This is a genomic window from Pseudomonas sp. Tn43, from assembly GCF_014192635.1.
GTDB lineage: Bacteria > Pseudomonadota > Gammaproteobacteria > Pseudomonadales > Pseudomonadaceae > Aquipseudomonas.
The window spans coordinates 644,249-659,825 of the sequence record NZ_JACHYG010000001.1; the positions used below are offsets into that span (position 1 = coordinate 644,249).

Below are 15,577 nucleotides of genomic sequence, written 5' to 3' on the forward strand. Positions count from 1 at the left end.
GCGGCGCACGTGCCTCTACGATTTCCTGGATTGAACACTGCTGCCATGCATGACCAAATCGAAAACATCTATTCGTTGACGCCGCTGCAAAAAGGCCTGCTGTACCACGAGGCCTATGCGCCCGAGTCGCGGGTCTATTACCAGCAAATGAGCATCGGCCTGGCCGGTGACCTCGACCTCGACGCGTTCCGTCAGGCCTGGATTGCCCTGATGCAGCGCCACGCGGTGTTGCGCACGGCGTTTCTGTGGGAAGAGCTGGACGACGCTTATCAGGTCATCCTCAAGGAAGTCGATCTGCCGCTGCGCGAAGTCGACTTGCGCGGCAACCCGCAAGGGCTGCCGGCCCTGGTGGCGCAAGATCACGCACAAGCCTTCGAACTGAGTGCCGCGCCACTGATGCGCTTGACCCTGGCGCGCCTGGACGATGTGAACGGACAAGCGCAGTGGTCGCTGGTGTGGACGCACCATCACCTGTTGCTCGACGGCTGGAGCGTTGGCTCGCTGCTGGCGGACTGGCGCGATCTGTATCGCGCGGCCCGTCGTGGGCAAAACGCGGCATTGGAAGCGGTGCGCCCGTTCCAGGATTACGTGGCCTACCTCGATGAACGCCCATCCGCCGATGAGTTCTGGCGCAGCCGCCTGGCGGATTTCGCCAACACCACCCGCGTGCCCGAATCAGACCCGCGCGGCCTGCTCGCCGAGCTGGCAGACGCGCACCTGCCCTGCACCGAGCACCAGCGCGTGCTGGAGGCGACAACGACGGCGCGCCTGAGTAGCTTCGCCCGTGACAACAACCTGACCGTCAACACCCTGCTGCAAGCGGCGTACGCTTACTTGCTGGGTCGCCATAACGGCAGCGACGAGGCCCTGATCGGCGTCACCGTGGCCGGGCGTCCACAGCGCTTGAGCGGCGTCGAGCGCATGGTCGGTCTGTTCATCAATACCTTGCCGTTGCGGGTTCGCTGGGACGATGCGCCAACCGTTGGCCAATGGTTGGCCGGCATCCAGGACTGGAACGCCGAGATGCGCGAGCATGAACACACGCCGCTCGCCAGTCTGCGGGCCTTGACCGCGCTGCCGCCCGGTGGCGAGTTGTTCGAAGCGATCATGGTGTTCGAAAACTTCCCGTTCCCCCGGGAGCTGGATCAGATCGACGACGGCCTGCTTGGGCTGCCGGATGCCGAACATACCGCGCCGTTACGCCATACGGGTGGGCGCAACAACTACCCGATGTCGCTGATCGCTTCGATGGAAGGCGACAGCTTGCACCTGCATCTGGTGCACCAACGCAAACGCTTGTCCGATGCGGCCGGCGCGCGCTTGATGGAACAGTTGGTAACGCTGCTTGACGAACTGAGCCGCGACGCCAACCGGCCACTGGCCCACGTGCCGTTGTGCCCGATGCAGGAACTGAACCTGACTCGCACCTGGGGCAACGGCGCGACGCTTGAAGTGCCGGATGCTGCGCTGCATGAACTGATCGCCGCTCAGGCCCGCCGCCATCCCGAGCGTGAAGCCGTGCGTGACGCCCATGGTGCATTGAGCTACGGCGAGCTGCTTGAAGCCTCGACCGCACTGGCCCACGCCTTGCGTCAGCGCGGTGTGCAACAGGGCGATCGCGTCGCCCTGGCCCTGCCCCGTTGCAACGACGCAGTGATTTCGCTGTTGGCGGTGATGCAGGCCGGCGCGTGTTTCCTGCCGCTGGACCTGGGCCAACCGGCCTCGCGCCTGAGTGCACTGATGGCCAGCGCCGACGTGGGCTTCATCATTGGCGCGCCGACCTTCGACACCGCCTCTGCGCAGGTGATCGACGCTTCAGCCCGCGCGACCGGCATCGACCTGCCGGCGGTGGATCAACAAGCCTGCGCCTATGTGATCTACACCTCCGGCTCCACTGGCACACCAAAAGGCGTGCGTTTGTCCCATCGGGCTATCGTTGCTTATGTCAGCGGCATTCTGGCCGAACTGGGTTGCGCCGAGGCCGAACAACCGTGGCGCCATGCGCTGCTGTCGACCCTGGCGGCGGACCTTGGTTACACCCAGTTGTTCGGGGCGCTGGTCAGCGGTGGCAGCCTGTTGCTGGTGGACGACGACACCCGCGCCGACCCGAATGCCCTGGCGCAGTGCTTTGGCGAATTCACGCCGGACCTGGTCAAGCTCACGCCCAACCACCTGCACGGTTTGCTCGCCGCGCACCCTGATGCTCGTCTGCTACCGCGCCGCGCGTTGCTACTGGGTGGCGAAGCGCTGCAACGCTCACTGCTGGACACTATCGGCGCGCTGCGTCCGGAACTCGCGATCTATAACCACTACGGCCCGACCGAAAGCGCCGTGGGCATTTGCCTGTCGCGCATCGAACAGCCACTGGCCGGCGTACAGCCGCTGGGCCATCCGCAACCGAACCGGCAACTGCGGGTACTCGACAGCCAGGGTCACGCCGTGCCGGTCGGTATGCCGGGTGAATTGTGGGTCGGCGGCGAAGGCCTGGCCATTGACTACCTGGGCGATCCGGCGCAAACCGCTGCACGCTTCACCGCCGTTGCCGATCTGCCCCGCGCCTACCGCACCGGCGACCGTGTGCGCTGGCTGGAATCCGCTGAACTGGCGTTCCTGGGGCGCGTCGACAACCAGGTTAAATTGCGCGGCTACCGCATTGAACTGGGCGAAGTCGAAGCACAGATCAAACGCCTGTCGAGCAATATCCAACAAGTGCTGGTGCGCGTGGTGCAACCGTCTGACGAACCCGCGCGACTGGTGGCCTGGCTGGTGGCCAGCACCTCTCTCTCGACCGATAAACTGCGCGCCGATCTGGCTCTGCGCGTACCGGACTACATGGTGCCGGCGGACTTCATCGCCCTGGACGCCATCCCGCTGAACGCTAACGGCAAACCGGACATCGCCCGTCTGCCATTGCCCGATGCACCGACCCGCCAGGACAACTACGAGGCTCCCCGCGATGCGGTGGAAATCGCCTTCGCCGAGATCTGGCAGGACGTGTTGCGGGTCGAGCGCGTGGGGATTCATGACAACTTTTTTGCGTTGGGCGGCGATTCGATTCTCAACCTGCAAATCATCGCCCGCGCCCATCAGCGCGGCATGAAACTGACGCCCAAGCAGTTGTTCGAAAACCGCACCATCGCTGAAATCTCCGCGGTGATCAGCCAAGGCGCGAGCTACAGCCGCGACACCACCAGCGCTGCGCGTAATGTACCGCTGACCGCAGGTCAACACGCCCGTCTCGAAGCCGGCCCGTTGGCGGCGGACTGGCGCTGCGTGGCGCTGAATACGCCGATCAGCCTCGAAGTGCTGAACCGCGCCGTGCTGGCTCTGCAACAGCAACACCGCGCACTGCAACTGGGCCTGACTCAACAGACTGACGGTGGCTGGGCGCAAACCCTGCCGAGCACGCCGAAACCGGTCAGCGCCAGCCGCCAGCCGCTCGACACTGACAACCTGAACGCACTGGCCGAAACCACACTGGCCACACTGGATCACGCGGCGGGCGAAGGCTGGCACGCATGCCTGTCGGAACAGGGCGACGCGGTGTTGTTGGTCGCCCATGCACTGCGCCTGGATGCTGCTTCCTGGGCGTTGTTGATGACTGACCTGGCGCTGGCCGTGGCTCAAGCGCAATACGATCGTGCGATCGAACTGCCGCGTCACGGCGGCCATCTGGACGAATGGGCCGACCATCAAAACCGCTGCGCCCGCGATGAAGACGGGCTGGAATCGGCCTGGGAATACTGGCTGCAATATGCCGGTGAAACCCTGCCACCGACCACGCAGCAGGATAACGGGGCGACTGAAAGCCGCGTGCAGATCCCGGCGCCACTGAGCGCCCGTCTGAACCTGCTGCAACGCCGCAGTCACGCGCCTTGGGCTTCGCTGGTGGCCACCGCCGTCGCGGCGGAACTGGCGCAACAAAGTGCCGAACAAAACGTCTGGCTGAGCCTGGATCGCGGTCGCTGCGAGCGCGCACGTTTGCCGCTCAGCAGCGCCCTGAGTCGTACCGACTTCGATCCGGCGACGGTGATTGGCGCGCTGAGCCACGCCGTTCCGCTGCGTTTGAGCGTGACACCCGGCACCAGCGCCGCGCAGTTGCTCGCGCAGGTCGACGCGCAACTGGCCGCCGCCCCGCACTTTGGCGACGACTACGGCGTGCTGCGTTATCTGGCCGACAACGACTACCTGCATGAACCGCTGCTAAGCCTGCCGCAGCCAACCGTGCATATCGTCATGGCCGGTGAATGGCTGGCCCATGAAGGGCCGTTGGGCGAGGTCATCGCCGCCAGCGCGCCCATCGATGGCGCCGGGCTGACCCTGTCCGTGAGCCTGCAACAGGGTCAATTGCACATCGATTGCCGTGGCCCAGGCGCCGAACACTGGGCTCAAGCACTGGAGCGGCATCTGGCCCTGTTGGCTGCCGATGCCGAGCAAGCCATTCCCGGCGCCCACGCATTTCCGTTGTGCCGCGCCGCCGGTCACGATCTCACGGACTTGGGTGCCCACTTCGACTGGGCCGGCATCGACGACTTACTGCCTCTGTCGCCGATGCAGGAAGGCATGTTGCTGCACACCCTGCTGCGTCCCGACAGCGGCATCTACCTGATGCAGCAACGTTATCGCTGGGATGGCGAACTGGACCGTAGCGCCATCGAATTCGCCTGGGCCCGGCAACTGGCCCGGCACCCGATGCTGCGCACCGGTTTCTGGTGGCAGGACGGCAAGGCCGCGCTGCAATGCGTCTACCACGACACTGACCCGGCCTTCGCCTGGTACGACTGGCGGCATCTCGACGAAGCGAGCCGCCAGCGTCAGCTGGACGCCGTACTGGACGCCGAATGCCGCCAGGGTTTCGACATGCGCCGCCCGCCGCTGACTTTCTTGCGGGTGTTCCAGGTGGCCGATCAGGAGTTCCTGATCGTGCGCAGCTTCCACCACATCCTGACCGATGCCTGGTGCTTCGGCCTGTTGATGGCTGACCTGTTCGCCCATTATCAGGCCCGCGTACTCGGCCAGCCTGTGGCGCGTCCGTTGTTGCCGTCGTTCAACAATTACATCCATTGGCTGCAATGCCAGGATACGTCCATCACCGAACAATTCTGGACCCGCGAACTGGCCGGTTTCAGCGCGCCGACGCCGTTGGTGGTGGATCGCCCGGCCGTGACCGAGCAAGCGGTCGAAGCGGTGGCCAACCTGGACGTCACCCTGTCGATTGCCGACACCCGCGCCTTGACCGCGTTGTGCCAACAGCACCAGCTCACGCCCAACACCTGGATTCAGGGCGCCTGGGCCTTGTTGTTGTCCCGTTACAGCGGCAGCGATGACGTGTTGTTCGGCGTCACGGTGTCGGGACGTCCGACTGATTTGCCGGGCGTGGAAGACATCGTCGGGTTGTTCATCAACAGCCTGCCGCTGCGGGTCAAGGTCGACGATTCGCAAACCGTGGTGCCGTGGCTGCAAGCGCTGTTCGCGCACAACTACGAGTTGCGTGCCTACGAACATGCACCGCTGGTGGACATTCAGCGCTGGAGTGAAATCGAGCACGGTCGTTCATTGTTCGACAGCCTGGTGGTGTTCGAAAACGCGCCGTTCGACGCCGGTCTGTCGGACCGCCAGGTCGACTTCAACGTCGACATCTACGAAGACCGGGTGCACACCAACTACCCGATGACCGTGGTGCTCTACCCCGGCGATCGCCTGGGCATTCGCCTGACCTACGACGCCGCACGTTTCGACACCGACACCGTGCAGCGCATGCTCGGCCACCTGCGTCAGTTGCTCACGCAAATGGTCGCCCAGCCTGATGCACCGCTGGCCACGCTGTCGTTGCTGACGCCGGACGAACGCCAGACCCTGCTGGTGGACTGGAACCGCAGTGAACTCGACTTCCCGCTGGATCAAACCTACGCCGAACTGTTCGCCCGGCACGTAGCGGAGCATCCGCAGCGCATTGCAGCCGTGTGTGGCGCCGACAGCCTGAGCTATGCCGAACTGGATCAGCGTTCGAACCGCTTGGCTCGTGCACTGATCGAAACCGGCGCCGGTCGCGACACGCTGGTGGCCTTGGCCGCTGAACGCGGATTGCCATTGCTGAGCATGATGATCGCCGTGCTCAAGGCTGGTGCGGCGTACCTGCCGCTGGACATCAAGCATCCGCCACAGCGCCTGAGCGAGATTCTCGAACTGTCCGGGGCGACGATTCTGTTGACCAGCGACAGTGCCGACTCGGTCATCGACCCGGCACTGGCCGCGAGCACCGCGCCCCCGCGCCGCCTGCGCACCGAAACCCTGTGGCTGGCGGGCGATGCAACGCCGCCGAACGTGGCGGGCAGCCCCGACGATCTGGCCTACGTGATCTTCACCTCAGGCTCCACCGGTACACCAAAAGGGGCCATGGTCGAGCAACGGGGCATGCTCAACAACATTTTCGGCAAGGTGCCGACCCTGGGCCTGTCGAGCGCGGACCGGATTGCCCAGACCGCCTCCCCGGCGTTCGACATTTCGGTGTGGCAATTCCTCGCCGCACCGATCCTTGGCGCCACCGTGCATATCCTGCCGGACGTGATTGCCCACGACCCCGAGCGCCTGCTGCAAGCGCTGGAAAACGAGCAACTGTCGGTGCTCGAAGCCGTGCCGACGATGATCCGCGCCCTGCTCGATCTCGCCAGCACCGACACACAACTGTCGGCGCTGCGCTGGTTGCTGCCGACCGGTGAAGCCCTGCCACCGGCGCTGGCCCAGGCTTGGCTCACTCGCTTCGCCCATGTGCCGCTGATGAACGCCTATGGTCCGGCGGAATGCTCCGACGACGTGGCGTTCCACCCGTTGACCACCGTGCCTGAAGAAGGCGGCAACGCCATGCCGATTGGCCGGCCGACCGCCAACAATCATCTGTACCTGGTGGACGCGGCATTGCGTGCGGTGCCAGTGGGCGTGCCCGGTGAAATTTGCGTGGGTGGCGTCGGTGTTGGTCGCGGCTATCTCAACGATCCGCAGAAAACCCAAGCCGCGTTCGTGGCACACCCGTTCGAACCCGGTGCGCGTTTTTACCGCACCGGTGACCTGGGGCGCTGGCGTGCAGACGGCGTGATCGAGTTCCTCGGTCGCCGCGATCAGCAAGTGAAAATCCGTGGTCACCGCATCGAGCTGGGTGAAATCGAAGATCACTTGGGACGTCATCCCGCCGTGCACGCCGTGGCTGTGATCGTCAACGCCGACCAGCGTGGCGACCTGCAACTGGTTGCCTACTGGACCGGTGATGACACGCCGGTAGCAGTGCTGCGCGAATGGCTGAGCCAACGCTTGCCGTCGTACATGGTGCCCGCCCACTGGCAACAACTGGAAGCGCTGCCGCAGAACGCCAACGGCAAGGTTGACCGCAAACTACTGACCGCACGTGCGCTGGACCATAGCGACTTGAGCGAACAACAACCGCTGAGCAGCGACACCGAACAGCAACTGGGGGCGATCTGGGAGCAGATTCTCAACGTGGCGAGCATCGGTGCCGACGACAATTTCTTCGCCCTCGGCGGACACTCGTTGCTGGCGACACTGGTGGTCTCGCGAATTCGCAGCCAGCTCGCCGTGGACCTGCCCTTGCGTGCGGTGTTCGATCACCCGGTGCTGAAAAACCTGGCACGCGCCATCGACAGCGCCCGCTTGCAAGCCATGCCTTTGGCCCTGCCCGCGATCACCGCGGTAGACCGTTCGCAACCGCTGCCGTTGTCGTTTGCCCAACAGCGCTTGTGGTTCCTTGAGCAGTTGAACCCTGGCTCCAGCGGTTTCAACATTCCGTTCGCCTTGACCTTGAGCGGGGCGCTGAATGTCGAAGCCCTGCGCCTGGCATTCGAGCAACTGATCGCCCGCCATGAAGTATTGCGCAGCACCGTGCACAGCGACCATGGCGAGCCCTGGCAGCAGATCGAAGCGGCGCAGGCATTTGCTCTGCCGGTCAGCGATCTGCAACAGATCGCGGCACAGGAACAGGAGCCGGCCATCCAGGCGCAATTGGCCGAGGTCTTCGGTCAGCCGTTCGACCTGACGCAGGCACCGTTGATTCGTGCACGTTTGCTGCAACTGGACGCGCAGACCCATGTGCTTGCCATCGCCATGCACCACATCGCGGTGGATGCATGGTCCATCGCGCAATTGGTGGATCAACTGGCTGCCGACTACGTCGGTTTCGGCAGCGCCGCTGCTCGCATCGACACCCCGGCCCTGCAATACGCCGACTTCGCCATGTGGCAACGCACCCACCTGCCGGGCCCGATCTGGCAACAACAACTGGCCTACTGGCGCCAGCAACTGCAAGCCAGCCCCGCGCCGCTGCTGTTGCCCGGCGCCCAGATTCGCGATCACGGCGGGTGCGCGCGGCACCGCAGTCGCTTGCCAGCGTCGCTGGCACGGGCCATCGGCGAGATGGCGACCGCTCGCGAGACCTCGCCATTCATGGTGCTGCACAGTGCGCTGAACGTGTTGCTCTATCAGCAAACCGGACGCGAAGACCTGCTGGTGGGCACCGACATCGCCAACCGTCATCAGCAACAGACCGAAGACATGGTCGGCTTCTTCGTCAACCAGTTGGTATTGCGCTGTCACGTCACGCCGCAGCAGACGTTTGACCAGTTGCTCAGCGATGCCCGTCGTGTGGCGCTGGATGCCTTTGCCCATCAGGACTTGCCGTTCGATGCCCTGGTGGCCGACCTGCTGCCGCAGCGGGACGCGCGGTACACGCCGTTCTTCCAGGTCAAACTGGTGGTGCAGAACACCCGCCAGCAGGACCTGCATTTGCCGGGACTGGCGATCAGCGAGCGAGAGCTGGAACCGCAAGCTTCGGATGTCGACCTGCTGATCAACGTCGTGGATGACGGCGAAGGCCTGCTGGTGGTCTACGACTACGACACCGGGCGTTACGCCGGTGCCTACATCGAACTGTTCGACCGTCTGTTCGTCTGCCTGCTGGAGCAACTCGTGCTGAACGCTGACACCAGCGTCGCTCAGTTGTTGGTGCCACTCAATCAACTGCAACAGGCCCGCCGCGACCAGGCTCAAGCCGCGCTGCGTGAAGCCGGCAGCGCGCGTCAGAGCACGCTGGGCCAGGCCCGTCGCCGTAGCGTCGTGAAGGATACCGAACAATGATGATGATCGGCCAATCGACGCTCATGTCCCACTTTTTTGTACAGGTCTCAGCATGACTCAGACTCACGAAAACACACCGTTCGAAGGCTTCGAACTGTCACCGCAACAGGCGCACCTGTGGCGCCTGCAACAAACTCGTCTGGCTCCGTCAGCGCAGCGGGCCACGCTGCGTATTCGCAGCGAACAACCGCTGGACAGCGCACGGCTGAAAACCGGTTTGCTGGCCTTGATGCAGCGCCACGAGATCCTGCGTACCCGTTATCAACAACTGCCGGGCCTGTCGTTGCCGATGCAGGTGATCGACGATTCGGTCGCTGATTGGCAGGCACTGGGCATAGAACTGCATGTGGACACCCAGTCGGCAATCTTGCACCTGCCGGCCTTGCACCTGGACAGCACCAGCCTGGGTTATCTCTGCGAAGAATGGGCGCAGAGCTATCTGCAAGCGGCGCCGCAAGAGCCGCCGCTGCAATACGCCGACTATGCGGCGTGGCGCCTGGAGTCGGTGGACGACCAGGGCCGCCAGTTCTGGGATGAGCAGTTCAACGCGATGGTCGCGGATGTGCCGTTGCCTTGGCAGCGCCAGAATCCGGCTATCGGGATTGCCGAAATGGCGCGGATGCACCTGTCGTTCGACGACTCGACCCTGCAACGCCTCGATCAGCAAGCGGCCAGCCTCGGCGTCAGCACCGGCACGGTCGTGCTCGCGGCCTGGGTCACCTTGTGGCAGCGCTACAGCGAAGCCGAACGCCTGACGCTGGCTTATGAGAACCAGACGCGTCCGGACGTGTTGGGCGACGCCCTCGGCCTGTTTTCCGAACCATTGCCGCTGACACTCGACACCCCACCCGAGCTATCGTTTGCCGCGTTGTGCCAGCAAGTGACCGAGCGTGTCGGCCTGCTCAACGATGCTCGGGACAGCTACCCGAGCCACTTGAGCAACGTGCCGTCATTGCCGGGCGTGGGTTTCCGCGAACTCGCGGACGTGCCGCACAGTGCGCTGAACGATGCCGGTTGGCAGATCGAACAGGCCGACAGTATCAGCGCCGGTTGTGCATTGCTGTTGCAGTATCAACCCCATTCTGCCAGTGCTTTATCGCTACATTTTGATGCCGCGCTCTACACGCCTGCCCACGTCGAGCTTCTCGCCGAACAGTTGCTGAGCGTGATCGAGCACAGCCTGCGTGAACCCTTCATCAGCCTGGGCCGACTGGCAACCTGCAGCACCGCCGAGCAACAACGGGTGACCGGAGCGCTGTGCGCTTCGCCGCCCCTGAGCCCGGCGCAAGAACAGCGTTATGCCGCCACCTTTGCCCTGCCCAACCTGGCTGCCTGCTTCGCCCAAGGCTCGGCCGCCCATGCCCAACGCCCGGCGGTCACGGGCCCAAGCGGGACGTTGAGCCATGCCGAGCTGGATCAGCGCGTCACCGTCCTCACCCAGCAACTACTCGCCCAAGGCCTGGAACCTGGTGCACGGATCGCGCATTTCCTGCCACGCGATATCGATGCGGTGGTGGCGCTGGTTGCCATCCTGCGCGCCGGGGCCTGCTACGTGCCGATCGACCCGGCTTATCCCACTGAGCGCATCGAGCATATTCTGCGTGACAGCCAGGCCCGTCTGGTGCTGACTCATCGCGCCCGCTTGCAAGACCTGCCGGTGGACTGGCAACCGAGCGCACTGGCGATTGATCAAGCGCTGCCGGTGGTGCCGTTGCAAGAGGAGCCCAGCGTTTCCCGAGATCAACCGGCCTACCTGATTTATACCTCCGGCAGTACCGGTCAGCCCAAAGGCGTGGTGATCAGCCATGCCAACGCCCTGCATTCGCTGGCGGCGCGGCTGGCGGGGTATCCGCGGCCGGTGCAACGCTTCCTGCTGCTGTCGTCGTTCGCCTTCGACAGCTCCATCGCCGGGCTGTTCTGGAGCCTGAGCCAGGGCGGTTGTCTGCACCTGGCCAGCGAAACCGAACAGAAAGATCCGCTGCAACTGGCCCGGTTGATCCGCAGTCACGATGTGTCGCACCTGCTGGCCCTGCCTTCGTTGTATGCGTTATTACTGGACGAATTGGGCGATACCGCAAGTGCGCTGAGCACCGCGATTGTCGCCGGAGAAAGTTGCCCGCCGGCGCTGGTGGACAACCACTATCGCCACCAACCCGATGCACAGCTGTACAACGAATACGGACCGACGGAAGCTTCAGTGTGGAGCACCGTCGCCCTGTGTCGGCCCGATCAGGGTTGCGTGCCGATCGGCCGTGCCATCGCCCACACCCGGGTGTATTTGCTCGACAGCGAGGGTGCACCCGTGGCCCGTGGGCTCAAGGGTGAAATCCACATTGCCGGGCCGGGGCTGTCCGACGGTTATCTGGGCCTGCCACAGATGACTGCCGAGAAATTCATCCAGGCCCGTCATCCTTCTCTTGAAGGCCAACGTCTGTACCGCACCGGCGATTTCGCCTGGCAGGACCTGGACGGGCAACTGCATTTCCTCGGGCGTACCGATTCGCAGATCAAACTGCGTGGTTACCGTATCGAGCTGGGCGAAATCGAAACCGGGCTGTGCAACGTCAGCGGCGCCAAACTGGCGGTGGTGTTGCTGGACACCACTCAGGCCGAACCGAGCTTGCGTGCTTTCATCGAAGCGAGCACACAACTTCAGGCCAGTGCCGTGCGCGAATCCCTCGCGGCGCTGTTGCCGGCGCACATGATTCCCGCCGACATTCAGTGGCTGGCGCAGCTGCCGCGCACCGCCAACGGCAAGGTCGATCATCGCGGCTTGCTGGCCCGGGCGCCGAACCACAGCCTCGCGACTTATGAAGCGCCTGAGGGCCATATCGAACAGGTACTCGCAGCGCTCTGGCAAGAGCTGCTGGAAGCCGAAGTGATCGGTCGCCACGACGACTTTTTCGCCCTCGGCGGCCATTCGTTGCTGGTGGTGCGCATGACGGCCAGGTTGCGCGCGACCCTGGGTATTGAAGTGCCGGTCAACGTGATCTTCCAGCACCCGACGCTGATCGGCCTTGCCGAGCAGATTAGCCAGCCCCACGACCCTGCGGCGGTCATCGTCTTGCAAGCCGGTGAAACTGCACAGGCACCGCTGTTCTGTCTGCATCAGCCAGCGGGCGGGGTTCACCATTACCTGCCGATGGTTGCCGGGTTGCCGAAGGAAATGCCGGTGTACGGCATTCCGTTGCCCGAATCGTTGCGCAGTCAGGACCTCGTTGCATTGGCCAGCGAATACTTGCCACAGATCCGCCAGATTCAGGCTCAAGGTCCGTATCGCCTGGGCGGTTGGTCCATGGGCGGCTTGCTCGCGCTGGAGCTGACCCGACAGCTGGAGGCGCAAGGGCAAACAGTCGAATGGCTGGGGTTGTTCGACAGCACGTTCCACGCCGAGGATGAAACGCTGGCGTGGGATGCATTACAGGCCATCGTTCAGCAAGAATTGAGCAGCGACAGTCGCCAGCGACTCACCGCGCAATGCCTGGCGCAGCTGCACACTGCAACCGCAGAACTGGGTCGCGTGGAGCAATTGCGTTTCGCCTTGCTGCAATGGGCGAACGCCAACGGCCTGAGCCTCAAGGCACCTCTGGCCTATGTCGAGCAAACGCTGGAGGTGATGGCCGACGCACGTCGTTGGGTCAACGGCTATTCAGTGCCGTCCGTGCGTGCCACCCTGCACCTCTGGTGGGCCGAGCAGACCTTGATCGAGCGCCCGACGCTGCCGGCGCTATGGGACGCGATCAGTCAGCGAACCTGTCATCATCAGGTCGCCGCTGATCACGACACGATCCTCGGACAGTCTGCCTTCCATGAACAACTCAACAAGTCGCTGGCCATGGCCTCGACGGAAACCGTCGCATGAACCTGATTCTCTATCTCTACCGCCAATCGGCACGCCTGCTGGCACTGGCCTCCATCACCGGTGCACTGGGCGGGCTGGCCAGTGCGGGACTGGTGATCCTGATCAACCGCGGGCTGGCCAATCCGCAGCAATTGCCCGAACTGGCCCTGGGGTTTTTCGGGCTGTGTGTGGGCATGCTGCTGAGCAAACTCTGCTCGGAACTGTCGCTGCTGCACCTGACCCAAAGTGCGATTTTCCAGATGCGCATCGACTTGTCGCGCAAGCTGCTCGCCACCCCGCTCAAGCGTCTGCAAGGCATGGGTAAACACCGTTTGCTGGTGATTCTCACCGAAGACGTACACACCTTTACCGCGGCGTTCGAGTGGGTGCCGCTGTTGTTCGTCAACGCCGTGGTGACCCTGGCGTGCTTTGCCTATCTGGCCTGGCTGTCGTGGTCACTGCTGGCGATTCTGGCCTTGTTCCTGCTGGTCGGTTTGATTGCGTTCCACTTGGCCGAACGCGGGCCGTTGAGCCATCTGGAACGGGTGCGACTACAAAAAGATGTGCTCTACCAGCACTTTCGCAGCCTGATCGAAGGCAGCAAGGAATTGCAGCTGAACAATGCCCGTGGCGAGGCCTTTGTCGAGCGGGTCATCCGCCCGGGCGCCGACGAGTTTCGCCTGCGTTTCCTGCGCGGCATGGCCGGGTATTCGGTGGTGGCCAACCTTGGCACGCTGCTGTTCTACCTCAACCTGGGCGTGTTGCTGTTCATCGTGCCGTTCTGGTTGCCGCAGCCGATCACCGTGCTGACCAGTTTCACCATCACCCTGCTGTATCTGGTACGGCCGATTTCCGATTTGATGATCGCCCTGCCCTCGCTGCGTCAGGCCAGTATTGCCCTGAACCGCATACGCCAGCTGGACGCCGAACTGAGCACCGAAGCCCAAGCCGTCGCCCCGCTGGGCAATGTGTTCGCCAGCGAAGGCCCCATGCGCCTGCTACTCAACGGTGTGTGCCACCGCTATCCCGGCGAACACGAGGATCATCCCTTCATGCTCGGGCCAGTGGATCTGACACTGGAACAGGGCGAACTGGTGTTCGTGGTCGGCGGCAACGGCAGTGGCAAGACCACGCTGTCGATGCTGATGCTTGGGCTGTATGCGCCGGAAGCCGGCTGCGTGGTGCTTAACGGCGTGGAGGTGGACGACGATAACCGCGAGCAATTCCGTCAGCACTTTGCCGCCGTGTTCGCCGACTTCCACCTGTTCGAACATTTGCTGGGCGACGACGGACCGGACGCCGAGCACCGCACCGCCGAAGCGACGCGTTATGTGAAGGCCTTGGGTCTAGGGCACAAAGTCAGCATCGTCGACGACCGCTTTTCCACCGTGGAGCTGTCCACGGGCCAACGCAAGCGACTGGCGCTGGTGTCGGCGTATCTGGACGACAAGCCGTTTTATCTGTTCGATGAGTGGGCCGCCGACCAGGATCCGACCTTCAAGCGGGTGTTCTACATGGAGCTGTTACCGGAACTGAAAGCCCGGGGCAAGACCGTGATAGTGATCACCCACGACGACGCTTACTTCCAACAGGCCGACCGGGTACTGAAAGTGGAAAACGGCCGCCTCACCCAGGTCGAAGCCCATGCGGCTTATGCTTGATGGGATTGAGTGATGTCAGCGCCCGGCACCGCGGACAATTGTCGCAGTTCGGGCGCGCATCACCTGGTTGCATGGTCGGTGCCCGCTCAACCGTCCTGATAGATGTAATGCAGGTAGCTCACCTGTTCTTCCACAGGCAGGCGGTGCAGCTTGGGACATGACTCGCAGAGGACTGGCGGTTCGCCTTCGACTGGTTCATGCAACTGGTAATGCAGGCAGCAATGCCGGCGCAACGCAAGGCGGGGACAAACCTGCGGCGCAGGTGACTCGACCATGCGTTGCAAGCCCCGCAACTTCAGGCGCCCGTCGTTCACCGTGACCTGCTCCAGCCACTGGTGCGTCTCGGCGAACCCGTCCCTGGACAAGTCGGCATCCATTCTCGCGAAGGCGCCATCCCAGAAGGCGACCAGGTTGCCCCACAGTATTTTCGACGCAAGGCCACCGGCGGCGGCCAAGGTGGTAAAAAGCGGTGCCAGGTGTTCATGGATCAACCGCGACCAGTAGGCTGCACGGTCTTCAGCTGCCATGGTCGCTAGCGGGCCAGTCAATCCCAGCGCCAGAGGCTGACCGTCATCGTGCAACAGCACCGCTTCCTCACCCCAGAAATCGATCGCGCAATGACACGTGAGGACACAGGCCAGGGTCGCCGGCAGGACAATACCCAAATAGTTCATCGACCACTGCGAGACCACGGCCGCACGATTCACCCCCGGATAAAGCAGCGCGAACCGGGTCAGCAGTGGTTGCAGCACAGCGGGGTCGGCGAGCCGATGCAATGCTATCGAAGGCTGATCACCAGGCTGCTGGATCACACGTTGTATCGGCGGCCACGCCTGATTAAGCCATTCTGGAAATTCGATAGCGGACACCCGTGGCTTTCCCTAATTAATGCAAACGATTAGCATTGGCCGATCCTATCCTCCCTCCCTTGCAA

At 63.5% G+C, this 15,577-nt stretch carries 4 protein-coding genes; 3 read left to right on the forward strand and 1 reads right to left on the reverse strand.

Annotated features, from left to right (window positions below):
* Window positions 1-45 precede the first annotated feature (45 nt).
* Genes FHW68_RS02775 through FHW68_RS02785 form a run of 3 tightly spaced genes read left to right on the forward strand, consistent with a single transcriptional unit; the run spans window position 46 to window position 14,643 of the window.
* Window positions 46-9,141 carry a non-ribosomal peptide synthetase gene (locus FHW68_RS02775; protein ID WP_183678631.1) on the forward strand — a complete coding sequence of 3,032 codons (9,096 nt, stop codon included), beginning with the start codon at window positions 46-48 and terminating at the stop codon, window positions 9,139-9,141.
* A gap of 52 nt (window positions 9,142-9,193) precedes the next feature.
* Entirely contained in the window at window positions 9,194-13,003 is a 3,810-nt protein-coding gene (locus FHW68_RS02780) for an amino acid adenylation domain-containing protein (RefSeq protein ID WP_183678633.1), read from the forward strand.
* A complete protein-coding gene (locus tag FHW68_RS02785) occupies window positions 13,000-14,643 on the forward strand; it encodes a cyclic peptide export ABC transporter (protein WP_183678635.1) in 1,644 nt (547 codons plus the stop codon). Before FHW68_RS02780 ends, FHW68_RS02785 begins: the two co-directional genes overlap by 4 nt.
* 86 nt (window positions 14,644-14,729) lie before the next feature.
* On the opposite strand, the gene fhuF is transcribed toward FHW68_RS02785, so the two are convergent.
* On the reverse strand, window positions 14,730-15,419 hold the full coding sequence (gene fhuF, locus FHW68_RS02790) for a siderophore-iron reductase FhuF (RefSeq protein WP_183679015.1): 690 nt from the start codon (window positions 15,417-15,419) through the stop codon (window positions 14,730-14,732).
* Window positions 15,420-15,577 lie beyond the last annotated feature (158 nt).